The organism is Pseudomonas sp. 32_A (assembly GCF_017490905.1).
GTDB classification, from domain to species: domain Bacteria; phylum Pseudomonadota; class Gammaproteobacteria; order Pseudomonadales; family Pseudomonadaceae; genus Aquipseudomonas; species Aquipseudomonas inefficax.
Genome location: NZ_JAFGYI010000003.1, coordinates 97,020 through 119,636, shown reverse-complemented (window position 1 = coordinate 119,636; position 22,617 = coordinate 97,020). Strand labels below are relative to the sequence as shown.

Here is a 22,617-nt window from a genome sequence, read left to right as displayed (position 1 = left end):
AGCCCCATTAAATGAGCAACATGAACCACGAACGTGTCCTCAGTGTGCACCACTGGAACGACACCCTGTTCAGCTTCAAGTGCACCCGCGACCCGGGCCTGCGCTTCGAGAACGGTCAGTTCGTGATGATCGGCCTGCAACAGGACAACGGCCGTCCGCTCATGCGCGCCTATTCCATCGCTTCGCCGAACTGGGAAGAGCACCTGGAGTTCTTCAGCATCAAGGTGCCGGACGGTCCGCTGACCTCGCAGTTGCAGCACCTGAAGGAAGGCGACGAGATCATCATCAGCAAGAAGCCTACCGGTACCCTGGTTCTCGATGACCTGAAACCGGGTAAGCACCTGTACCTGCTGAGCACAGGCACTGGCCTGGCACCGTTCATGAGCGTCATCCAGGACCCGGAAACCTACGAGCGCTTCGAGAAAGTGATCCTGGTGCACGGCGTGCGCTACGTGAACGAAGTGGCCTACCGCGAGTTCATCACCGAGCACCTGCCGCAGAACGAATTCTTCGGCGAGTCGGTTCGCGACAAGCTGATCTACTACCCGACCGTGACCCGTGAACCGTTCGAAAACCAAGGCCGCCTGACCGACCTGATGCGCAGCGGCAAGCTGTTCAGCGACATCGGCCTGCCACCGATCAACCCGCAGGACGATCGCGCGATGATCTGCGGCAGCCCGAGCATGCTCGACGAGACCAGCGAAGTGCTGGACAGCTTCGGCCTGAAGGTCTCCCCGCGCATGCGCGAGCCGGGTGACTACCTGATCGAGCGTGCCTTCGTCGAGAAGTAAGGCACAGGCTGATGCAAAGAAGGCGACCTTAGGGTCGCCTTTCTTGTGCCTGTGATTCATGTGTCGCCAACACTGGCCTCTTCGCGGGTAAACCCGCTCCCACAGAGCTACCACAAGGCCTGACGTCAGTGGTATCCCTGTGGGAGCGGGTTTACCCGCGAAGGGGCCGGAACAGGCACAACACAACCTATTCCACGCGCGTCTCGCCGCTGTACACCAATATCTCCCGACACCGCTTGCACAGGTAGCGCCGCCCCTGGCGCACCAGCTTGTGCCGCTGTGCAGTAAACGGGAAGTCGCTCTGTGGGCACGGGCAGCGGTAGATGTAGCGGGTCACCACGCGCCGTTGCACTTCGTAGTTGTGGCAACGGTTGGGCGGCAGTTCATACACCCCGCGCATGATCAGCTGCCACTCCTCGCCATGGGCCTGGATACGGTCGCCGAACAGCTGGTGGGCCACCAGGTGCGCCACTTCATGGGCCACGGTCTGGCGCAGGAAGTCTTCCTGGTTTTCGCGGTAAAGCTGCAGGTTGAAGCGCAGCAGGTTCTGGTGCAGGTGGGCGACACCGGCTTTTTGCCCGCGCAGCTTGAAGCTGACCTCCGGGCGCGGGAAGGGGCGTTTGAAGAAGGTTTCAGCTTGCTGGTAACAGGTTTCGACGCGTTGTCTGAGCAGCTCGGGCATGGCGGGGTGGTTCTCCTGACCGGGCATTATGCCGCAACCCCGGGCAGGCTGCCGAGCCACCGGTCAGCGCACAGCCAGAGGCCGCCTTGCGGCGGCCCCAGGTTTGATGCCCCAGTGTTGGTCGGGTCTGTTCTAGTTGGTGTAGACGGGCCCCACGCCCAGTCCCCAGATGATCACCGTGGCGGCCATGATCGCCACCAGTACCACAAGGCCTACCGCCAGCACCGAGCTGGAGAACAGGAAGCCTTCGTCGGACGGTATGTTCATGAACGTCGGCAAGCCGACGTACAGCAGGTACACCGTGTAGCAGATGGCGGCGGTGCCGATCAGCATGCCCAGCCACAGGTGCGGGTACAGCGCCGCCAGGCCGCCGATGAACAACGGTGTGGCGGTGTAGGTGGCAAAGGCGATGCACTGTGCCATTGACGGGTTGGCGTCATAGGTGCGGGCCATCCAGTGGATGAACGCCCCCATTACCGCCACCCCGGCAAGCATGGCCAGGTACGACATGATGCTCATCCAGATGGCGCTTTCCATGGTCAGCATCACCGCTGGCCGGTCGCCGATCACCCAACCGACCTGGGTGGTACCGATGAAGGCCGACACGGCGGGGATCGCAGCCAGGATCAGGGTGTGCGTCAGGTACATGTGGCTGATGGTTTCTTCTTCGCCACGAATTTCCCGCCATTCCTGGTCGGGATGGGTAAACAGCCCCACAACGTGATGAATCATGCCGATCACTCCTCTCAATGTTGCCAAACGCCCCCCAGATGGAGCGCAAGCGGCGCCAGGCCGGAACACCGAAGCAAGCGGTAATGTGGCCTTATGTCGCAGTATAGGAAGCCGTTACCGGCATAAACCGTGCTTTTTAGAGCAAATTGCGCTGTAAGGCGCGCTGTTGATTACAATGAAGTCTTTATCGGAATGCCTACAGCGCCGCCGCGTTTGTGCGTAAAATAGCCGGCTTTTGTCACACCTCGCGGATCCAAGCGCTATGGGCACCCTCTCGGTCAACCAGAACAAACTGCAAAAACGCCTGCGTCGTCTCGCCGGCGAAGCCATCACCGACTACAACATGATCGAGGATGGCGACAAGGTCATGGTCTGCCTGTCCGGCGGCAAGGACAGCTACACCATGCTCGACGTTCTGTTGCACCTGCAGAAGGTGGCACCGATCAAGTTCGAGATCGTTGCGGTGAACATGGACCAGAAGCAGCCGGGGTTCCCCGAGCATGTGCTGCCGGCCTACCTCAAGGAACTGGGCGTCGAGTACCACATCGTCGAGAAGGACACCTATTCTGTGGTCAAGGAGCTGGTCCCCGAGGGCAAGACCACCTGCTCGCTGTGTTCGCGCCTGCGCCGTGGCACCCTGTACACCTTTGCCGACGAAATCGGCGCGACCAAGATGGCGCTGGGGCACCACCGCGACGATATCGTCGAAACCTTCTTCCTCAACATGTTCTTCAACGGCGCGCTCAAGGGCATGCCGCCGAAGCTGCGCGCCGACGATGGCCGCAACGTGGTGATCCGCCCGCTGGCCTACTGCAGCGAGAAGGACATCCAGGCCTACTCGGACATGAAGGAATTCCCGATCATCCCGTGCAACCTGTGCGGCTCGCAGGAAAACCTGCAGCGCCAGGTGGTCAAGGACATGCTGGTGGAATGGGAGCGCAAGCACCCGGGGCGTACGGAGAGCATCTTCCGCGCCCTGCAGAACGTTGCACCGTCGCAGTTGGCCGACCGCAACCTGTTCGATTTCACCAGCCTGAAGATCGACGAAAACGCCACCCCGCGTTTCCTTGACGTGCTGAACATCTGAGCCCATGCGCGATTACCAGTGGTTGCACGAATACTGCCTGAACCGCTTCGGCTCGGCCCAGGCGCTGGAGGCCTTCCTGCCGCAGCCGCGCACGCCGGCGCAGCTGCGTGATATCAGTGACGACCGCTACCTGTCGACCTTGGCCCTGCGCGTGTTCCGCGCCGGGCTCAAGCACAGCCTGGTGGATGCCAAGTGGCCGGCGTTCGAGCAGGTGTTCTTCGGCTTCGACCCGGAGAAGGTGGTGTTGATGGGCGCCGAACACCTCGAGCGGCTCATGCACGACGAGCGCATCATCCGCCACCTGGGCAAGCTCAAGAGCGTGCCGCGCAATGCGCAGATGGTGCTTGATATCGCGAAGGAGAAGGGCAGCTTTGGTGCGTTCATCGCCGACTGGCCGGTGACCGACATCGTCGGCTTGTGGAAGTACCTGGCCAAGCACGGTAACCAGCTGGGCGGGTTGTCGGCACCGCGCTTCTTGCGCATGGTCGGCAAGGATACGTTCATCCCTACCGATGACATGGCTGCGGCGTTGATTGCGCAGAAGTTGATCGACAAGCCGCCGACCAGCCAGCGGGACCTGGCTTTGGTTCAACAGGCGTTCAACCAGTGGCATGCCGAGAGTGGGCGGCCGCTGTGCCAGTTGTCGGTGATGCTCGCGCATACCGTCAACCATTGAGATTGCTGGGGCTGCTTTGCAGCCCTTTCGCGACACAAGGCCGCTCCTACAGGAATACGCGATACCCTGTAGGAGCGGCCTTGTGTCGCGAAAGGGCCGCAAAGCGGCCCCAGAATTTACGCCCCTTCGCCCGCCATGCGCCGCTCATGCTGGAACTTCCAGCGCACATACAGCAGCCCGGCAATGAACAGCCCCAGGCTCACCAGCACTTCTACCCAGCCAAATACCGCCCGCGCCGGGTCGAACGCCGCCAGCACGCCCTTGATGAAATAGATATTCACCACGAAGCAGGTCCAGGCATGTGCCCGGGCGCTGCCTGTCAGCATGCCCGGCAACAACAGCAACAACGGCACCAGTTCGATCGCCAGGATCACCTCGACCCGTGCCCCGTGCAGGTTGGCGAACCACAGGTTGTTCACTACCAGCAGGGCGATCAGGCCGAAGAAGAACGCCAGGCTCAGCGCCCGCGTCAGGCGCAGGCGCGGTGCCAACCATTCCAGCGCCGGCAATACCTTGGGCTTCTTAGCCACGTGCGGCCTCCAGGGCCTTGGCGGTGGTCGCCAGGCGTTGGCCAAGGGCGCGGCACAGGGCGATCTCGTGCTGGTCGAGCTCGCGCTTGCCATCGGCGCCAGCATGATGGCTGGCGCCATACGGGGTGCCGCCGCCACGGGTCTCGAGCAGTGCCGATTCGCTGTACGGCAGGCCCATCACCAGCATGCCGTGGTGCATCAGGGGCAGCATCATCGACAGCAGGGTGGTTTCCTGCCCGCCGTGCAGGCTGGCAGTGGAGGTGAAAACGCCTGCCGGCTTGCCGACCAGTTCACCGCCCAGCCACAGGCTGCTGGTGCCATCCAGGAAGTACTTGAGCGGCGCCGCCATGTTGCCGAAGCGGGTCGGGCTGCCCAGTACCAGGCCGGCGCAGTGGCGCAGGTCGTCCAGGGTGGCGTACAGCGCGCCACTGGCCGGGATGTCCGGGGCCACCGCTTCGCACTGGGTGGAAATTGCCGGCACCGTGCGCAGGCGGGCTTCCATGCCGGCCAGCTCGATGCCGCGGGCGATGTGCCGGGCCATCTCGCTGGTCGAACCATGGCGGCTGTAATACAGCACCAGGATGTAAGGCTGGCTCACGGCAGGATCTCCAGTACTTTCTCGGGCGGGCGGCCAACCACGGCCTTGTCACCGGCGACCAGGATCGGCCGCTCGATCAATTTGGGGTGCCGGGCCATGGCTTCGATCAGTTGTGCGTCGGTCAACGCCGGGTCGGCCAGGTTCAGCTCCTTGTACTCGTCCTCGCCGGTACGCAGCAGCTGGCGCGGGGCGATGCCCAGCTTGCCGAGCAGGGCCTTCAGGGTGGCAGCGTCGGGCGGGGTGTCGAGGTAGCGAACGACGGTCGGCGCCAGGCCGCGAGCTTCGAGCAGTTCCAGGGCGCCGCGGGATTTCGAGCAGCGCGGGTTATGATAGAGCGTGAGGTCGGTCATGTCGGGTCGCATCCAGCAGGGTGTGGCGGCTATTCTAACCGCAGCGACTGATCAATTTGCTTTAAAACTCGAGAAGGATTGACCCATGGCAAGGCGTCTGGCAGCAGTACTGGCCATCACCGCGAGCCTGTTGCTCGGTGGTTGCGGTGCCGATTATGGCGTGGACCAACACGGTAATACGATTAAGGCCGAACAACTCGATGGGCACTGGCTGGTGCTCAATTACTGGGCCGAATGGTGCGGGCCGTGCCGTACCGAAATCCCTGAACTGAACGCGGCAGCCAAGCAGTGGGCGGCCGACGGTATCAAGGTGGTGGGGGTGAACTTCGACGGCTTGCAGGGGCAGGAGCTCAAGCAGGCTGCCGAAACCCTGGGCATCGCCTTCACCGTATTGGCACAGGACCCGGCCGAACGCTATGACCTGCCACGTAGCGAGGCATTGCCGGTGACCTACATCATCGATGACAAGGGCAAGGTGCGGGAGCAGCTGATGGGCGAGCAGACCCTGGAAGGGCTGCAGGCCAGGATCAAGGCCCTGAAAGGCGCCTGATCCAGAAAGCTTCGCGGGTAAACCCGCTCCCACAGGTACAGCGCCGCTTTCAAAGCCTGCGCCGAACCTGTGGGAGCGGGTTTACCCGCGAAGAGGCCAGAGGATCGGTCAGCCTTCCTCAGGCCAGAAGCGCAGCGGCTTGCCTTCGGCCGGCCAGAAACGCACCTGCTCGATAGGCGACACATCCCAGCGCTGCACTGTTTCCAGCGCCTGCAGGAAGCGCTTTTCCTGCTCCATCAACGCCGGTGCGCAGAGCTTGCGGGTTTTGCCGACCTTGCCGAAGCTCAGGTGCTCGCCGTCCAGTGTGTATGGCGCGAACCAGTGGTTGCAGCCGCCGTTGCCATAGGCACGGCCATCGCTGGCCAGGGTCAGGGTCAGGTGGCTGTAGTCGATCAGTGGTCGTTCGCCAATCCACTCCAGCACGTAGCTGCGCTCCTGCTGCAGTTTCGAGGGTTCCGCGGCGCAGCCGAGCAGGCCGCTGGCAATCAGCACGCCGGTCAGCAGATTCTTCACTCGGCGCTCTCCTGGCAACGCGGGCACAGGTGTTTTTCGCCACGGCTGGCCCAGCCCAGCTCGGCTACGCGCGCGCTGGCGGCAGGCTGGCGGGCTTTCTTGCCCAGCTTGGCGTCCACCGCGAACTCGAAGTCCAGCACGGCGTCGCAGCTGTCGCACGCGACCTGCCAGGTGAGGATTTCCAGTTCGTTGAACACCGGGCCGCTGGCCACGGCAACCCACTGGCCGCGCGGGTTGATCAGGTGGCGCACGCTCTCCACTGTCAGGCGCATGGACAAGTCCTTGCTGCCCTTGAGGGTGACCAGCAGGGTGTCGCCTATGTGCATCGAGCCGCCGTTGCCGGTGACCTGATAGCGGCCCGGCACCAGGGCGCGGCACTCGATAAGCGTGTGTTGCGGGTTGAAAAGGGTGTAGCGGAAATCGTGCTCGACCATGGGTCCTCCAGAAATGCCGCGTATCCTAGCACTAACCCATCACCAGATTCTGTGGATTGCCTGCCGCCCAGCGGTTGATGTTGTCCAGCGTGGTCGCGGCGATGGCATCCAGTGCCTCGCGGGTAAGGAACGCCTGATGGGCGGTGATGATCACGTTGGGGAAGGTCAACAGGCGGGCCAGTACGTCGTCCTGTAGCGGCAGGTCGGAGCGGTCCTCGAAGAACAGCTGGGCTTCTTCTTCGTAGACGTCCAGGCCCAGGTAGCCGAGCTGGCCGCTCTTCAGCGCGTCGATCAGCGCCGGGGTGTCGACCAGCGCGCCGCGGCCGGTGTTGATCAGCATGGCGCCGGGCTGCAACTGGGCCAGGCTTTGTGCATTGATCAGGTGCCGGGTGTGTTCGGTCAGCGGGCAGTGCAGGCTGATGACGCGGGCTTCGCGCAGCAACTCGGGCAATGGCAGGTAGCGCGCGCCCAGGGCCAGCAGCTCGGGGTTGGGGTAGGGGTCATAGGCCAGCAACTGGCAGCCAAAACCGGCCATGATGCGGGCGAACGCGGTGCCGATCTGGCCGGTACCAACCACGCCGACGGTCTTGCCATGCAGGTCGAAACCGGTAAGCCCGTGCAGGGTGAAGTCACCCTCGCGGGTGCGGTTGTAGGCCCGGTGCAGGCGCCGGTTCAGGGCCAGGATCAGCGCCACGGCATGTTCGGCCACGGCGTGCGGCGAATAGGCCGGCACTCGCACCACGGTCAGGCCCAGGCGCTGGGCGGTGGCCAGGTCGACATGGTTGTAGCCGGCCGAACGCAGGGCGACCAGGCGTGTGCCGCCTGCGGCCAGGCGCTGCAGCACCTGGGCGTCGAGCTCGTCATTGATGAAGGCGCAGACCACCTCGTAGCCATCGGCCAGGGCCGCGGTGTCGAGGGTCAGGCGGGCGGGCTGGAAGTGCAGGTCCAGGGTGGTGCCGCTGGCGGCCCGGGTGAAGCTTTCCTGGTCGTAGTGCTGGCTGCTGAACAACAGGGCGCGCATGTTTGATTCCTTATACATGACTCATTAACGACACAGGCCCTGTAGGAGCGGCCTTGTGTCGCAAAAGGGGCGCGGAGCGGCCCCAGGTTCTATGCCATGGCGACGATCGCCGGGGCCGCCTTGCGGCCCTTTCGCGACACAAGGCCGCTCCTACCAAGACCGCGTTGGTCAGGCGCTCAATCTGGCCTGCGCCGCCAAGCGGTTGATCGCCGCATCCAGTTCATCCAGTGCCTGTTGTGCCAGCGGGTTTTCCTGCTTGAGCAAGGTTTCGCTGCGCTGGCACGCGGCCCGCAACTGCGGCACGCCGCAATAACGCGAGGCGCCGTTCAGGCGGTGCACCTGTTCGATCAGGCCGTTGCGGTCGTCGGCCTCGCGGGCGGCGCGTATGGCTTCGCGGTCGGCTTCCAGCGAGTTCAGCAGCATGCTCAGCATATCGGCCGCCAGGTCTGCTTTGCCGGCGGCCAGGCGCAGGCCTTCCTCGGGGTCCAGCACCTTCAGGTCATCACCGTTGTCCAGTTGCTCGGCCAGGCGTTCCTGCTGTGGTGCGCCCAGGCTCAGGCCGGTCCATTTCATCACCACCTGGGCCAGTTGCCGTTCGCTGATCGGCTTGGTCAGGTAGTCGTCCATGCCACCGTGCAGCAACGCGCGTTTCTCGTTGGCCATGGCGTGGGCGGTGAGGGCGACGATCGGCAGCGGGTTGCTGCTTTGGGTGTTTTCCCACAGGCGGATCTGTTCGGTGCAGGCGCGGCCGTCCATGCCCGGCATCTGCACGTCCATCAGCACCAGGTCGAACGGCTCGTCCTGCACCGCCTGCACCGCCGCATAGCCGTTGTCGACGGCCAGCACCTCGGCGCCCATGTCTTCGAGCAGGGTCTGCACCAGCAACAGGTTGGCGGGGTTGTCGTCGACGCAGAGGATTTTCGGCTGGCGCTGGCCGTTGACGCTGTTCACCTCGCCTTGCGGGCGGCGCGGTTGTAGCAGTTCCAGCAACAGGCGGCGCAGTTTGCGCGTGCAGGTCGGCTTGGACAACAACTGGCCATGGCCGTTGGGCAGGTACGGATGGTAGAGCGCCTGCTCGGTGGTCGGGCACAGCACCACGCACTGGCAATGGTAGCGTTCGAGCTGCTGGTGGTAATGGCCCAGCTGCTCGGGCGACAGGTTGCCAAGGTTGGCGCCGAGCACGGCGAAGTCGAATGGCAGGCCGGCCTGGCTGGCAGCTTGCACGCCCTGCAGCAACTGGTCGAAGGAGGGGAACAGGCTGACGCTGAGGCCGCAGTCCTCCAGCTGGTGTTCCAACGCCTGGCGCGCCAGTTCGTGGCCATCGACGATGGCTGCGCGGCGACCCAGCAGCGGTTGCAGCGGCAGGTCCTCGACACCGTCGTGGGCTTTGGGCAGGTTCAGGCTGATCCAGAACTGCGAACCCTCGCCCGGGGTGCTGTCGACACCGATTTCGCCGCCCATCTGTTCGATCAGGCGCTTGGAAATCACCAGCCCCAGGCCAGTGCCGCCAGGCTGGCGGGCCAGCGAGTTGTCGGCCTGGCTGAAGGCCTGGAACAGCGTACGCACATCCTGCGGCGACAGGCCGATGCCGGTGTCCTGCACGCTGATGCGTAGTTGCGCACTGTCTTCGTGCTCGTCTTCGAGCATGGCGCGCACGACGATGGTGCCCTCGCGGGTGAACTTGATGGCGTTGCTGACCAGGTTGGTAAGGATCTGCTTGAGCCGCAACGGGTCGCCGATCAGCGACGACGGGGTATCGCGGTAGATCAGGCTGAGCAGCTCCAGCTGCTTGGCGTGGGCGGCCGGGGCGAGGATGGTCAGGGTGTCCTGGATCAGGTCGCGCAGGTTGAAGGGGATGCTGTCGAGCACCAGCTTGCCGGCCTCGATCTTGGAGAAATCGAGGATCTCGTTGATGATCCCGAGCAGGTTGTCGGCGGACTTCTCGATGGTGCTCAGGTAGTCCAGCTGGCGTGGTGTCAGCTCGCTTTTCTGCAGCAGGTGGGTGAAACCGAGGATGCCGTTGAGCGGGGTGCGGATTTCGTGGCTCATGTTGGCCAGGAATTCCGACTTGATGCGGCTGGCCTCCAGGGCCTCCTTGCGCGCCATGTCCAGCTCGATGTTCTGGATCTCGATGGTTTCCAGGTTCTGGCGCACGTCCTCGGTGGCCTGATCGATGCTGTGTTGCAGCTCTTCGTGGGCGTTGTGCAGGGTTTCGGCCATGCGGTTGATGCCGCGCGCCAGCTCGTCCAGCTCATGGCTGCCCATGGCCGGCAGGCGTTCCTCGAGGTGGCCGTCCTTGAGCTGGTTGACCGCGTGCTTGATGCGCTTGATCGGGTCGTTGATGGTGCGGCTCATGCGCAGTGCCAGCAAGCCGCTGAGCACCAGGCAGGCGAGAATCAGCAACAGGCTGGTGAACAGGTTGCGGTAGCCGCGCAGCAGGGTGCCGTCGTGGGACAGCTCGATCTCGACCCAGCCCAGCAGGCGTTCGGTTTCGGCCGGCACGGCATCGGTGGCCAGGTCGCGATGGTGGCCGAACACCGGCATCAGGTAGCGGGTGGCATCATTGCCGCTGCGTTGCAGCAGTTGGGTGCCGGTGCCGCCGCTGGGCGGCTGGTTGAGCATGCTCGGGCCAGCGTGGGCCAGACGCGTGCGGTCAGGGGCCAGGAAGGCGACCGCGCGCACATCCGCCTGCTCCAGGGTTTGCGCGGCAATACGCTCCAGTTGCGCCGGTGCCAGCTTGGCCATGGCGGGCGCAGCCAGCGGCGCCAGTTGCTCGGCGATCATCTTGCCGCGTTGCAGCAACTGGGTGCGGAGGTCGTTCTGTTGCAGCCAGGTGAAGTAACTACCCAGCACCAGGGCCATCAGGCCGGCCGGCAGCAGAGCCAGCAGCAGGACCCGGCTGCGAATTCCCAAGCGATCGAGCACACTCGCCTCCTGTCATGTGCCTGGACACCGTCACGCAATGACGGCCAAGCCGGGAAGTTACTCCGCCTGCAGTGCTATTGCACCTCTTTAGTATGTGTTTTGCGCCCTTGCAGGGGCATTGGTCGCAGGGCGGTTGCCTGGCAGGCGCTGGATACTCAATAATCACGCGATTGAGAATGCATGGCAGTTGCCAATGAATCCTGTAGCTATTCACAATTCCAACATCCTTGCCATCGAGGATGACCCCGTTCTCGGTGCCTACCTGCACGAAGAGCTGCAGCGCGGCGGTTTCCAGGTGACCTGGTGCCGCAATGGATTGGAGGGTCTGGAAACGGCAGGCCGCCAGGCTTTCGATGTGGTGCTCATGGACATCCTGCTGCCCGGGCTCAACGGTCTGGATGCCCTGGCGCAGTTGCGCAAGCGTAGTGCCACGCCGGTGATCCTGATGTCGGCGCTGGGTGCCGAGGCCGACCGCATCAGCGGTTTCCAGCGCGGTGCCGACGACTATCTGCCCAAGCCGTTCAGCATGGCCGAGCTGCAGGTACGCATCGAAGCCATACTGCGCCGCGTGGCCCTCGAACGACGCCATCAAGCCCCGCACGCGCATGCCGCCAGTGGCGAACTGCAATACGACGAGGGACTGTACGACGTGCGCCTGGAGGGTCGCCTGGCCGGGCTGACCCCCAGCGAGTTCCGCCTGCTCGACATCCTCAACCGCAACCTCGACGAAGTGCTGAGCAAGCCGTTCCTCTACCAGCAAGTGCTGCAGCGAGGCTATTCGCGGCATGATCGCAGCCTGGACATGCACGTCAGCCAGATCCGTCGCAAGCTCAAGGGCATCGGCTATCACGAACGGCAGATCCGCACCGTGTGGGGCAAGGGCTACGTACTCAGCGCCAGCGAGGCGGAGTGACCCATGCTCGACCGCCATTCGCTGTTCTGGAAGCTGGCCATCCTGTTGGTGGGCTTCTGCCTGCTGATGATCGGCCTCAGCTACACCTGGGGCCGGCACATGGAAACCCAGAACGCTTTCCTCTCGGAGCCGGCGCGGCAGGCCTTGCGTGGCTATGCTGCCGAGGCCGAGCAGGCCTGGCGCAGTGGCGGGCGGATGGGGCTGGACAGGTGGGTGACGGCGATGCACCAGCGCGAACGCGGCTGGGTTGGCGTACTCGACCTCAACCTGCGGCCGCTGGACAGCGCCAGCCTCGACCCGCAGATCATGCAGCGGCTCACCCGCCTGCGTGGTGTCGACTGGCCGATGAGCCGGCGCAGCGTCGAGCAGCCATGGCTGCGCATACCGTTCCCGGGGGCACCGGAGCAGGGCATGCTGGTGATCGAACTGCCGCAGCGCTTCAACCCCGGCCAATACCGCATGCTGTGGCGCATCGTCACCAACGGCATCATTCCCGGCCTGTTTACCCTGCTGTTGTGCGTGGGCCTTTATCGCATGCTCATCGTGCCGTTGAACCAGTTGCGCGAGCAGGCCAACGCCTGGCGCGCCGACCAGCTGTCGGCGCGCCTCGATCCACGCACCATCGCCCGGCATGACGAGCTGGGCGAACTGGCCCGAGCCTTCGACCAGATGGCCGAGCGGCTGCAGGGCACGGTAACCATGCAGCAGCAGTTGCTGCGTGACCTGTCCCACGAAATGCGTACGCCACTGAGCCGGCTGCGTGTGGCCTGCGATGGCGAATCCGACCTGCAACGCCTGCGTGAACGCCTGACGCGGGAGGTGGACTGCATGCAGCAGCTGGTCGAGGACACCCTGCAACTGGCCTGGCAGGACGCCGAACGTGCGCCGATGAACCTGGAGCCGATCGAGGTGCAGGCGCTGTGGGAGCTGCTGGCCGAGAATGCCAGCTATGAAAGCGGCTGGTCGCTGGCGCGGCTGCGCTGCGAAGTGCCGGCCGACTGCTGGGTGCAGGGCAACCTCAACCACCTGGCCCAGGCGCTGGAAAACCTGTTGCGCAACGCCATTCGTCATTCGCCGGCCGATGGTGTGGTGCGCCTCGGTGGGCAACGTGAAGGCGGGTATTGGAGGTTGTGGCTGGAAAACGAGGGCGGTGGCGTGGCTGAAGAAGACCTGGAGCGGATTTTTGCGCCGTTCTCGCGGCTGGACGGTTCGCGACCAGGAGATGGCGGTTTCGGCCTGGGGTTGAGCATTGCCCGCAGTGCGATCCAGCGCCAGGGCGGCACCTTGTGGGCGGAGAATGGCAAGCGCGGGCTGCGGTTGTGGATGCGCTTGCCGTTACATGTGCCGGCCTCTTCGCGGGTGAACCCGCTCCCACAGGTTCATCACTATTCTTGAGGCCAGTGAAGTCCCTGTGGGAGCGGGTTCACCCGCGAAAGGGCTGGTACAGGTTATCGATATAGCTTGTAGCTATATTCACCACAGATTGCGTGATATGGCCGCGAAGGGTTTGCCGGTATGATAGGCACCCCTGCCGTCCGGATTGTGAAATACGCCATGACCTTGCAGTACCCAACCATCGCCGATTGCGTCGGCAATACGCCCCTGGTTCGCCTGCAGCGTATTGCTGGCGAAACCAGCAACACCCTCCTGCTCAAGCTCGAAGGTAACAATCCCGCCGGCTCGGTAAAGGACCGCCCGGCACTGTCGATGATCATCCGCGCCGAACTGCGCGGCCAGATCAAGCCCGGCGATACTCTGATCGAAGCCACCTCCGGCAACACCGGCATCGCCCTGGCGATGGCTGCGGCGATCAAGGGCTACAAGATGATCCTGATCATGCCCGACAACTCCACCGCCGAGCGCAAGGCTGCCATGACCGCCTACGGCGCCGAGCTGATCCTGGTGACCAAGGAAGAGGGCATGGAAGGCGCCCGTGACCTGGCCGAGAAGCTGCAGGGCGAAGGCCGCGGGCTGGTGCTGGACCAGTTCGCCAACGGCGACAACCCTATCGCTCACTACAACAGCACTGGCCCCGAGATCTGGCAGCAGACCCAGGGCACCATCACCCATTTCGTCAGTTCCATGGGTACCACCGGTACCATCATGGGCTGCTCGCAGTACCTCAAGGAACAGAACCCGGCGGTGCAGATCATCGGTCTGCAACCAATGGAAGGCTCGGCCATTCCGGGCATCCGCCGCTGGCCCGAGGAATACCTGCCGAAAATCTTCGACGCCAGCCGCGTCGACCGCGTGGTCGACATGTCGCAGCAGGAAGCCGAGGAAACCACCCGCCGCCTTGCCCGTGAAGAGGGCATTTTCTGCGGTGTGTCTTCCGGTGGTGCAGTTGCAGCCATGCTGCGTCTGTCCCGCGAGGTGGAAAATGCCACGATGGTCGCGATCATCTGCGATCGCGGCGACCGTTACCTGTCCACCGGCCTGTTCGACCCGAGCTAAATGTCCAAGAAGAAAAGCAACAGCGGCCTGCGCTTTCAGCCGGCCGGCGGCAACCGCAGCCCCCAGGTCCCGGTGGGCAAGAAACAGCGCCTGGAAATCGAGCGCCTGGCCGGTGACGGCCGCGGCATTGCCTTCCACGAAGGGCGCACCTGGTTCGTCAGTGGCGCCCTGGCCGGGGAGGCTGTAGAGGCGCGGGTGCTCAATGCCCGTGGCAAAGTGGTCGAGGCCCGCCTGGAGCGCTTGCTGCAGGCCAGCCCCGAACGCCGTCAGGCTCCGTGCCGATATTACGAGCGCTGCGGAGGCTGCAGTCTGCAGCACCTGCCGCACGAAGCGCAGCTGGCGCTCAAGCAACGCACCCTGGCCGAGCAGCTGCAGCGGGTGGCCGGCGTGCAGCCCGAGGAATGGGCTGCACCGCTGAGCGGGCCCGAGTTCGGCTACCGGCGTCGCGCCCGCGTGGCAGTGCGCTGGGACGTCAAGGCGCGCCAGCTGGAGGTCGGCTTCCGCGCCGAGGCCAGTCAGGACATCATTGCCATCGACGATTGCGCGGTGCTGGTACAGCCCTTGCAATCGATTCTGCGCCACCTGCCTACCGTGCTGCGCTCGCTGAGCAAGCCTCAGGCGCTGGGCCATGTGGAACTGTTCAGCGGTACTGCCGAGGCGCTGCTGGTGCGCCATGTCGCGCCGTTGCCCGCCGAAGACCTGGCCAGGTTGCAGGCGTTCTGCGAACAGGCCAACGCCCAGCTGTGGCTGCAGGGTGAAGGAGAGCCGGCGCCAACGGACCCGGCCGCGCAGTTGGGCTTTGCCCTGGCGCCCTGGCAGCTGGAACTGGCCTGGCGCCCAGGTGACTTCGTGCAGGTAAATGCCCAGGTCAACACGGCGATGATCGAGCAGGCCCTGGCCTGGCTCGCACCCCAGGCCGACGAGCGCGTGCTGGACCTGTTCTGCGGCCTGGGCAACTTCGCCCTGCCGCTGGCCCGTCAGGCGCGTGAGGTGGTGGCAGTGGAAGGCGTGCAGGCCATGGTCGATCGGGCCGCGGCCAATGCCCGGAACAACAATGTGCATAACGCACGGTTTTTTCAGGCCGATTTATCGCAGCCTTTGGCGGGCGCCGGATGGGCCGCCGAGGGCTTTTCTGCGGTACTCTTGGATCCACCGCGCGACGGTGCTTTCGAGGTGGTGCAAGGCATCGCCCGCCTCAAGGCCAGAAGGCTGGTCTATGTATCGTGCAACCCGGCCACGCTGGCGCGAGACGCCCAGGTGCTGGTCGGCCAGGGGTACCGGTTAAAAAGGGCCGGGATTCTCGACATGTTTCCTCAGACGGCGCATGTCGAGGCCATGGCGTTATTCGAAGCGGGCTAGCTGACTGGCCCCTTGGTGCGGTCTCCACGGAATGGTGGCCGCACGGTGATCGCCAGCGCACCCGAGTGGTGTGCTGTATGGAAAGGTAAAACAAAGATGGTACAGGTGAGAGTGCACCAGCCGGTCAACACCGACGGCAGTATCAATCTCGAAGCATGGTTGGACCATGTGGTAAGCGTCGATTCGGCACTGGATCGCGCAGCGTTGAAAGAGGCCTGCGAGTTTGCCCATGAGGTCGAGAAAAAGGGCAACCCGGCCAAGCATTCCTGGGCGGACGGTACGTCCAGCTTCCAGGCGGGCCTGGAGATCGCTGAAATCCTCGCCGACCTCAAGCTCGACCAGGATTCCCTGGTGGCGGCGGTCATCTACCGCTCGGTGCGCGAGGGCAAGGTGACCCTGGCCGAGGTCAGCCAGCGCTTTGGCCCGGTGGTGTCCAAGCTGATCGACGGGGTGCTGCGCATGGCCGCCATCAGCGCCAGCCTCAGCCCGCGCCAGTCGCTGGTGCTGGGCTCGCAGGCGCAGGTCGAGAACCTGCGCAAGATGCTCGTGGCCATGGTCGACGATGTGCGCGTGGCGCTGATCAAGCTGGCCGAGCGCACCTGCGCGATCCGTGCGGTCAAGGCAGCCGACGACGAGAAACGCCTGCGTGTCGCGCGCGAGGTGTTCGATATCTATGCGCCGCTGGCGCACCGTCTGGGTATCGGCCACATCAAGTGGGAGCTGGAAGACCTGTCCTTCCGCTACCTCGAACCCGACCAGTACAAACAGATCGCCAAGCTGCTGCACGAGCGTCGTCTGGACCGCGAGCGCTTCATCAGCGAGGTGATGAACCAGCTGCAGAACGAGCTGCTGGCCACTGGCGTCAAGGCCGACATCAGCGGCCGGGCGAAACATATCTATTCGATCTGGCGCAAGATGCAGCGCAAAGGCCTGGAATTCAGCCAGATCTACGACGTGCGCGCGGTACGTGTGCTGGTGCCGGAAATCCGCGACTGCTACACCGCGCTGGGTATCGTGCACACCCTGTGGCGACACATCCCCAAGGAGTTCGACGACTACATCGCCAACCCCAAGGAGAACGGCTATCGCTCGCTGCACACCGCGGTGATCGGCCCCGAGGGCAAGGTGCTGGAAGTGCAGATCCGTACCCACGGCATGCACGAGGAAGCCGAGCTTGGGGTTTGCGCCCACTGGCGCTACAAGGGCACCGACGTCAAGCCCAGTTCCAACCATTACGAAGAGAAGATCTCCTGGCTGCGCCAGGTGCTGGAGTGGCACGAAGAGCTGGGCGACATCGGTGGCCTGGCCGAGCAGTTGCGGGTCGACATCGAGCCGGACCGGGTCTATGTGTTCACCCCGGACGGCCACGCCATCGACTTGCCAAAGGGTGCCACGCCGCTGGACTTCGCCTACCGCGTGCACACCGAAATCGGCCACAACTGCCGCGGCGCCAAGATCAACGGGCGCATCGTACCGCTCAACTACAGCCTGCAGACCGGCGAGCAGGTCGAGATCATTACCAGCAAGCACGGCAACCCCAGCCGTGACTGGTTGAACTCCAACCTGGGCTACGTCACCACTTCGCGGGCGCGGGCCAAGATCGTGCACTGGTTCAAGCTGCAGGCTCGTGACCAGAACGTCGCCGCCGGCAAGACCTTGCTCGAACGCGAGCTCAGCCGCCTGGGCCTGCCGCAGGTGGATTTCGAGCGCCTGGCCGAAAAGACCAACGTCAAGACCGCCGAGGACATGTTTGCCTCGCTCGGTGCCGGCGACCTGCGCCTGGCGCACCTGGTCAACGCCGCCCAGCAGTTGCTGGAGCCCGAGCGCATCGAGCAGATCGAACTGGTACCGCGCAAGCCTACCGGGCCGCGCACCGGCAAGCGTGGTGACATCCAGATCCAGGGTGTCGGCAACCTGCTGACGCAGATGGCCGGCTGCTGCCAGCCGCTGCCGGGCGACGCCATCGTCGGCTACATCACTCAGGGCCGCGGCGTGAGCATCCACCGCCAGGACTGCGCCTCGGTGCTGCAGTTGGCGGGCAAGGAACCGGAGCGCATGATCCAGGTCAGCTGGGGGCCGATCCCTGTGCAGACTTATCCGGTCGACATCGTCATTCGTGCCTATGACCGCCCGGGCTTGCTGCGTGATGTGTCACAAGTGCTGCTGAACGAGAAGATAAACGTGCTGGCGGTGAACACCCGCTCGAACAAGGAAGACAACACCGCGCTGATGTCGCTGACCATCGAGATTCCGGGCCTGGACGCGCTGGGGCGCCTGCTGGGGCGGATCTCGCAGTTGCCGAATATCATCGAGACGCGGCGTAATCGTACCCCTTGAGACCGCGGCGCCTGCTTCGCGGGTAAACCCGCTCCCACAGGGATGGTGCAAGTCTTCAAATGTGCACTTTTCCTGTGGGAGCGGGTTCACCCGCGAAGAAGCCATCGCCGAAGGACCTGCTTACATGACCTACACCCTCGACGACCTGCTGCACCTCATGGCCCGCCTGCGCGACCCGCAGTACGGCTGCCCGTGGGACCTGAAGCAGAACTACGCGAGCATCGTCCCGCACACCATCGAAGAGGCCTACGAGGTTGCCGACACCATCGAGCGCGGCGACTTCGAGCATCTGCAAGGTGAGCTGGGCGACCTGCTGTTCCAGGTGGTCTACTACAGCCAGCTGGCCCGCGAGGAGGGGCGATTCGAGTTCGACGGCGTGGTCGACAGCATCACCCGCAAGCTCATTCGCCGTCACCCGCATGTATTCCCCACCGGCGAGCTGTACGCGCCGGTGGACACCCCCAGCCTGAGCGAGGCCCAGGTCAAGTCACGCTGGGAAGAAATCAAGGCTGAAGAGCGCGCGGAAAAGAGCCAGCCCGAACAGCTGTCGTTGCTCGACGACGTACCAGCGGCATTGCCGGCGTTGTCGCGGGCAGCCAAACTGCAAAAGCGCGCGGCCACGGTCGGTTTCGACTGGCCTGCGGCATTGCCGGTGCTGGACAAGGTCCGCGAAGAGCTGGACGAAGTGCTGCAGGCCATGGCCGATGGCGATGCCGATGCGCTCGAGGATGAAGTCGGCGACCTGCTGTTCGCCGCCGTCAACCTGGCCCGTCACCTCAAGCAGGACCCGGAACACGCCTTGCGCCGTGCCAATCGCAAGTTCGAGCGGCGTTTCCGCTTCATCGAACAGGCATTGCGCGACAGTGGGCGATCCATCGAAGATTGTAACCTTGACGAACTGGACGCCCTTTGGGGCGAAGCCAAACGTCAGGAAAAGAACCTGCCCAGCTGCAGCTGAGCTGTTGCATAAGTGAGTGAACATTCATGAGCCTTTCCCTTCGCGACCAACTGCTCAAAGCCGGTCTGGTCAACCAGAAACAGGTTTCCCAGGCCAACAAGGCCGAGAAGAAACAGAAACGCCTGGAGCACAAAGGCCAGGTCGAGGTAGACGACACCCAACAGCGCCTGGCCAAGGAAGCCATGGCCGAGAAAGCCAAGCGTGACCAGGAACTGAACCGCCAGCAGCAGGAAAAAGCCGAGCAGAAAGCCCGCGCCGCGCAGATCAAGCAGTTGATTGAAGCGACTCGCCTGCCGAAGCTGAGCACCGAGGACTACTACAACTTCGTCGACGACAAGAAGGTCAAGCGCATTGCCGTCAATGCCCTGATGCGGACCAAGCTGAGCAATGGCGCGCTGGCTGTGGTGGCGCATGCCGGTGGTTACGAAGTCATCCCGCGTGAAGCTGCGGTGAAGATCCAGGAGCGCGACCCAAGCCGCATCCTGCTGCTGAACACCCATGTCGAGGAAGCGGACGAAGACGACCCGTACGCGGCCTACAAGATCCCGGATGATCTGATGTGGTAACCATGAAAACCCCGCCTAGGCGGGGTTTTTCATTTGAAGATGGGGTCATTGCGTGGCGCGCTGGTTTTCCAGGTTTTCCAGCTCTGTACGGTACTGGTGCGCTTCATGTTCGTTGTGGAACATCCCCACCAGCTGGCCTTGTTGGTGCACATCCCAGATCCGCACGCCAGCGGCCAGGCCTTCGTGGGACATTTTCGATTCGTCGCGTTCGGTTACTTGGACTGTCATCGTTAAACTCCACTGCTTCAGTTGGCTGCGACACTGTGTCGCACACCCTCTTTATAGAGTTTGTTAGCAGGCTAAGTAAATAAAACTGGGATGAAACAAGTTTCATGGAAGCCGGAGCGCGGTCAAGTGTGGGAGCTTTGAGAGGTCAGAAAAAAGCCCCGCACAAGGCGGGGCTTCGGGTGCTGCTGGCAGCGCTGGCTCAGTTGCCCTTCACCAGCTTGCCATCCACCGTGCCATCCTGCAGCACGATCACGTATTCCTTGCCGTCGGTCTCGACCTGGCGCAGTTGCACCAGCAGGTAGTCCCAGTCCTTGGCAAACCACAGCTCGGTGATGCGCTTGCTCTGGCTTGGGTCGCGCACGCGCTCGACCTTCACCGCATCGACCTGGCCGGTCTTGGTGGTGACCTTTTCGGTGCCCAGCACGCGGAAGTCGTAGGTGTCGATCTCGTCACCGTCGACCACCTGGTAGGTCATGCTCTTCTTGCCAGCGGCCACATCGTGCTGCAGGGCCAGCTGATAGGACGACTTGTCCAGCACGCCACGGTTCAGTGGCAGGGTGATGGCGTCGCCACGGTCGCTGCCGGTGACCTTCTTGCTGTTCCAGTCGAAGGTCAGGTCGACCTTCTTGGCCTTGCCCAGGCCACCACGCTCGAAGTGGTACTTCTGCGGCAGCAGGGTGTCGTTGTCCAGGCGCAGGGTGCTTTGCTCGGTCAGGCTGGCGATCATCATGGAAGCCTTGAAGTTAAGGTCCCAGGTACCGTTGGCATTCTTGACCAGGCTGCGCTCGGCGGTGCCGCTCATGGGCAGTTGCTTCCAGTCTGCGGTATAGCTGGCCGAGAACGGCTTCAGATCAGCTGCCTGGAGGGGCAGGGCGAGCACGGCGAGAGCCAAGAGCAGGGCGCGACGCATAAATTCTCCTAGGATCGAATCAAGTGACCGCTGGCCGCCAGGGGCTGGCCATCCAGTAATGCACCCTGTTCGCCAAGGCGCAAGCGCCCTTCGGCGAACCAGCGCACCGCCAGCGGGTAAATCAGGTGTTCCTGGCGGTGAACCCGCTGGGCCAGGCTTTCGACGGTGTCGTCCGGCACCACCGGTACCACAGCCTGTACGACCAGTGGGCCGCCATCGAGTTCCTCAGTCACGAAGTGTACGCTGCAGCCGTGCTCGGCGTCGCCTGCCTCCAGCGCCCGGCGGTGGGTATGCAAGCCCTTGTACTTGGGCAGCAGCGACGGGTGGATGTTGAGCAGGCGGCCCTGATAGTGGCGCACGAAGTCGCCACTGAGGATACGCATGAAGCCGGCCAGCACTACCAGGTCCGGGGCGAAACCGTCGATGCGCGCCATCAGCGCGGCATCGAAGGCTTCACGGCCGTCGAACTGGGTGTGCTCAAGCACGACGCTGTCGATACCGGCCGCCGCGGCGCGTTGCAGGCCGTAGGCATCGGCGCGGTTGGAAACCACCGCACGGATGCGCACCGGGCTGTCCTGGCCTTGGCAACTGTCGATCAGGGCTTGCAGGTTGCTGCCGGAGCCCGACAGCAGTACCACTACATTGCAGGTCTTGCTTGGCATCAGTGTGCCTTGAGGTTCTGCAGCTCGACCTGGGCAGCGCCCTCGGCGGCTTCGGCGATGTGGCCGATCACCCATGGCTGCTCGCCAGCGGCGCGCAGTTCGTTCAGGGCAGCTTCTACCTGATCCTGGGCCACGCAGATGACCATGCCGACGCCGCAGTTCAGTACGCGGTGCATTTCATGCTCGTCGACGTTGCCTTTTTCCTGCAGGAAGTCGAACACTGCCGGGCGCTGCCAGCTGGCCACGTCGATCACCGCCTGGGCGTTGGCAGGCAGTACGCGCGGGATGTTGTCCAGCAGGCCGCCACCGGTGATGTGGGCCATGGCCTTGACCGCGCCGGTGTTCTTGATCAGTTGCAGCAGCGGCTTGACGTAGATGCGGGTCGGCGCCATCAGCAGGTCGGTCAACGGCTTGCCGCCCAGCTGGGTGTTCTCGATGTCGGTGGCGGACACTTCGAGGATCTTGCGGATCAGCGAGTAGCCGTTGGAGTGCGGGCCCGAGGACGGCAGGGCGATCAGTGCGTCGCCGGTGGCAACCTTGGAGCCGTCGATGATCTCGGCCTTTTCCACCACGCCGACGCAGAAGCCTGCCAGGTCGTAGTCTTCGCCTTCGTACATGCCAGGCATTTCGGCGGTTTCACCACCGACCAGCGAGCAGCCGGCCAGTTCGCAACCGGCACCGATGCCGGTGACCACGGTGGCGGCCACGTCGACGTTCAGTTTGCCGGTGGCATAGTAGTCGAGGAAGAACAGCGGCTCGGCGCCGCACACTACCAGGTCGTTGACGCACATGGCGACCAGGTCCTGGCCGATGCTGTCGTGCTTGTTCAGGTTCAGTGCCAGGCGCAGCTTGGTGCCGACGCCGTCGGTGCCGGAGACCAGCACCGGCTGCTTGTAGCCGGCCGGGATCTCGCAGAGGGCGCCGAAGCCGCCCAGGCCACCCATGACTTCAGGGCGTGCGGTGCGTTTTGCCACGCCCTTGATGCGTTCGACCAGTGCTTCGCCGGCGTCGATGTCTACACCGGCGTCCTTGTAGCTCAGGGAGGGTTGCTTGCTCATTGATCCAGGCCTTTAGGAGGGAGGGATTCTTAAAAACGACCATGACGGCCAAGGCCGGCTGGTAAGCGGCGGCTGCCTGAAACGTCAGTGGTCTGTGAAGGCGCGCGATTTTATCAGGGTTGCCGGGCAGCGGCCATCCTCAGGCCGACGGGCAGGTGCCGAAAGCATTAAAAAACATCCTTTCATGGGCCGCGACTGGTTGCCGCGCGGGTGGCTGTATAAGGTATAGGAAAGGTGGCAGGCAGAAATGCCCGGTGTCACGGAGCATTTCTTGTCCGTGGCG

At 63.7% G+C, this 22,617-nt stretch carries 24 protein-coding genes; 11 read left to right on the top strand and 13 right to left on the bottom strand.

From position 1 onward, the window contains the following. The first annotated feature begins 11 nt into the window (after positions 1-11). Positions 12-791 (top strand): ferredoxin-NADP reductase, encoded by a 780-nt coding sequence (fpr, locus tag J5M58_RS03120; protein ID WP_112251090.1) that lies wholly within the window; start codon positions 12-14, stop codon positions 789-791. A 187-nt stretch (positions 792-978) separates the two neighbouring features. On the opposite strand, the gene J5M58_RS03115 is transcribed toward fpr, so the two are convergent. Both J5M58_RS03115 and J5M58_RS03110 read right to left on the bottom strand, forming a co-directional pair. Then, on the bottom strand, positions 979-1,473 hold the full coding sequence (locus J5M58_RS03115; RefSeq protein ID WP_112251091.1) for a SprT family zinc-dependent metalloprotease: 495 nt from the start codon (positions 1,471-1,473) through the stop codon (positions 979-981). Between the two features lie 132 nt (positions 1,474-1,605). Continuing rightward, positions 1,606-2,205: a Yip1 family protein gene (locus J5M58_RS03110; RefSeq protein ID WP_003252385.1), complete on the bottom strand. Its 600-nt coding sequence runs from the start codon at positions 2,203-2,205 to the stop codon at positions 1,606-1,608. Between the two features lie 262 nt (positions 2,206-2,467). Here J5M58_RS03110 and ttcA point away from each other — a divergent pair, with 262 nt between their 5' ends. Then, positions 2,468-3,292, top strand: coding sequence for a tRNA 2-thiocytidine(32) synthetase TtcA (ttcA, locus tag J5M58_RS03105; RefSeq protein ID WP_012270926.1), 825 nt, complete (start codon positions 2,468-2,470; stop codon positions 3,290-3,292). A 4-nt stretch (positions 3,293-3,296) separates the two neighbouring features. Beyond that, positions 3,297-3,968: a DNA-3-methyladenine glycosylase I gene (locus tag J5M58_RS03100; RefSeq protein WP_112251092.1), complete on the top strand. Its 672-nt coding sequence runs from the start codon at positions 3,297-3,299 to the stop codon at positions 3,966-3,968. Between the two features lie 116 nt (positions 3,969-4,084). Here J5M58_RS03100 and J5M58_RS03095 read toward each other — a convergent pair whose 3' ends face one another. From J5M58_RS03095 to arsC, 3 genes are read right to left on the bottom strand one after another with little or no spacing between them, the layout of a single operon-like run. Further along, positions 4,085-4,498 (bottom strand): DUF2069 domain-containing protein, encoded by a 414-nt coding sequence (locus J5M58_RS03095; RefSeq protein WP_133970559.1) that lies wholly within the window; start codon positions 4,496-4,498, stop codon positions 4,085-4,087. Continuing rightward, positions 4,491-5,096 carry an NAD(P)H:quinone oxidoreductase gene (gene wrbA / locus J5M58_RS03090; RefSeq protein WP_112251093.1) on the bottom strand — a complete coding sequence of 202 codons (606 nt, stop codon included), beginning with the start codon at positions 5,094-5,096 and terminating at the stop codon, positions 4,491-4,493. The genes J5M58_RS03095 and wrbA overlap by 8 nt, the downstream gene beginning before the upstream one ends. Next, complete coding sequence (gene arsC / locus J5M58_RS03085) at positions 5,093-5,446, bottom strand: arsenate reductase (glutaredoxin) (RefSeq protein WP_207877126.1); 354 nt, start codon at positions 5,444-5,446, stop codon at positions 5,093-5,095. Before arsC ends, wrbA begins: the two co-directional genes overlap by 4 nt. Positions 5,447-5,531: 85 nt before the next feature. Between arsC and J5M58_RS03080 the strand changes: the two genes are divergently transcribed. Beyond that, the gene (locus J5M58_RS03080) at positions 5,532-5,996 is read left to right on the top strand and encodes a TlpA disulfide reductase family protein (protein WP_112251097.1); all 465 of its coding nucleotides are present in this window, start codon (positions 5,532-5,534) and stop codon (positions 5,994-5,996) included. A gap of 108 nt (positions 5,997-6,104) precedes the next feature. On the opposite strand, the gene J5M58_RS03075 is transcribed toward J5M58_RS03080, so the two are convergent. From J5M58_RS03075 to J5M58_RS03060, 4 genes are all read right to left on the bottom strand, one after another. Further along, positions 6,105-6,509, bottom strand: a complete 405-nt coding sequence (locus tag J5M58_RS03075; protein WP_112251099.1) for an META domain-containing protein — start codon at positions 6,507-6,509, stop codon at positions 6,105-6,107. Further along, positions 6,506-6,943, bottom strand: coding sequence for a hypothetical protein (locus J5M58_RS03070; RefSeq protein WP_112251101.1), 438 nt, complete (start codon positions 6,941-6,943; stop codon positions 6,506-6,508). The genes J5M58_RS03075 and J5M58_RS03070 overlap by 4 nt, the downstream gene beginning before the upstream one ends. 31 nt (positions 6,944-6,974) lie before the next feature. Then, positions 6,975-7,964: a 2-hydroxyacid dehydrogenase gene (locus J5M58_RS03065; protein ID WP_112251103.1), complete on the bottom strand. Its 990-nt coding sequence runs from the start codon at positions 7,962-7,964 to the stop codon at positions 6,975-6,977. 168 nt (positions 7,965-8,132) lie between these two features. Next, entirely contained in the window at positions 8,133-10,889 is a 2,757-nt protein-coding gene (locus J5M58_RS03060) for a response regulator (protein WP_207877124.1), read from the bottom strand. Between the two features lie 193 nt (positions 10,890-11,082). On the opposite strand from J5M58_RS03060, the gene J5M58_RS03055 reads away from it, so the two are divergent. The 7 genes from J5M58_RS03055 (at position 11,083) to J5M58_RS03025 (ending at position 19,476) form a co-directional block, all read left to right on the top strand. Further along, complete coding sequence (locus J5M58_RS03055; protein ID WP_112251107.1) at positions 11,083-11,802, top strand: response regulator transcription factor; 720 nt, start codon at positions 11,083-11,085, stop codon at positions 11,800-11,802. Positions 11,803-11,805: 3 nt separating this feature from the next. Next, positions 11,806-13,197, top strand: coding sequence for a sensor histidine kinase (locus J5M58_RS03050; protein ID WP_207877122.1), 1,392 nt, complete (start codon positions 11,806-11,808; stop codon positions 13,195-13,197). A gap of 159 nt (positions 13,198-13,356) precedes the next feature. Further along, positions 13,357-14,256, top strand: a complete 900-nt coding sequence (gene cysM, locus J5M58_RS03045) for a cysteine synthase CysM (RefSeq protein WP_112251111.1) — start codon at positions 13,357-13,359, stop codon at positions 14,254-14,256. Beyond that, entirely contained in the window at positions 14,257-15,615 is a 1,359-nt protein-coding gene (gene rlmD, locus J5M58_RS03040) for a 23S rRNA (uracil(1939)-C(5))-methyltransferase RlmD (RefSeq protein WP_112251113.1), read from the top strand. A 96-nt stretch (positions 15,616-15,711) separates the two neighbouring features. Further along, a complete protein-coding gene (relA, locus tag J5M58_RS03035; protein ID WP_112251115.1) occupies positions 15,712-17,952 on the top strand; it encodes a GTP diphosphokinase in 2,241 nt (746 codons plus the stop codon). A gap of 124 nt (positions 17,953-18,076) precedes the next feature. Then, on the top strand, positions 18,077-18,910 hold the full coding sequence (gene mazG / locus J5M58_RS03030) for a nucleoside triphosphate pyrophosphohydrolase (protein ID WP_112251117.1): 834 nt from the start codon (positions 18,077-18,079) through the stop codon (positions 18,908-18,910). 26 nt (positions 18,911-18,936) lie between these two features. After that, a complete protein-coding gene (locus J5M58_RS03025; RefSeq protein ID WP_112251119.1) occupies positions 18,937-19,476 on the top strand; it encodes a DUF2058 domain-containing protein in 540 nt (179 codons plus the stop codon). A 45-nt stretch (positions 19,477-19,521) separates the two neighbouring features. Here J5M58_RS03025 and J5M58_RS03020 read toward each other — a convergent pair whose 3' ends face one another. The 4 genes from J5M58_RS03020 to purM all read right to left on the bottom strand — a co-directional run bounded on the left by J5M58_RS03020 (position 19,522) and on the right by purM (position 22,334). After that, positions 19,522-19,704 (bottom strand): hypothetical protein, encoded by a 183-nt coding sequence (locus tag J5M58_RS03020; RefSeq protein WP_003257734.1) that lies wholly within the window; start codon positions 19,702-19,704, stop codon positions 19,522-19,524. A gap of 199 nt (positions 19,705-19,903) precedes the next feature. After that, complete coding sequence (locus J5M58_RS03015) at positions 19,904-20,614, bottom strand: DUF3108 domain-containing protein (protein ID WP_112251121.1); 711 nt, start codon at positions 20,612-20,614, stop codon at positions 19,904-19,906. Positions 20,615-20,622: 8 nt separating this feature from the next. After that, positions 20,623-21,276 carry a phosphoribosylglycinamide formyltransferase gene (gene purN, locus J5M58_RS03010; protein WP_039615069.1) on the bottom strand — a complete coding sequence of 218 codons (654 nt, stop codon included), beginning with the start codon at positions 21,274-21,276 and terminating at the stop codon, positions 20,623-20,625. Continuing rightward, entirely contained in the window at positions 21,276-22,334 is a 1,059-nt protein-coding gene (purM, locus tag J5M58_RS03005; RefSeq protein ID WP_087501448.1) for a phosphoribosylformylglycinamidine cyclo-ligase, read from the bottom strand. The genes purN and purM overlap by 1 nt, the downstream gene beginning before the upstream one ends. Positions 22,335-22,617: the final 283 nt, after the last annotated feature.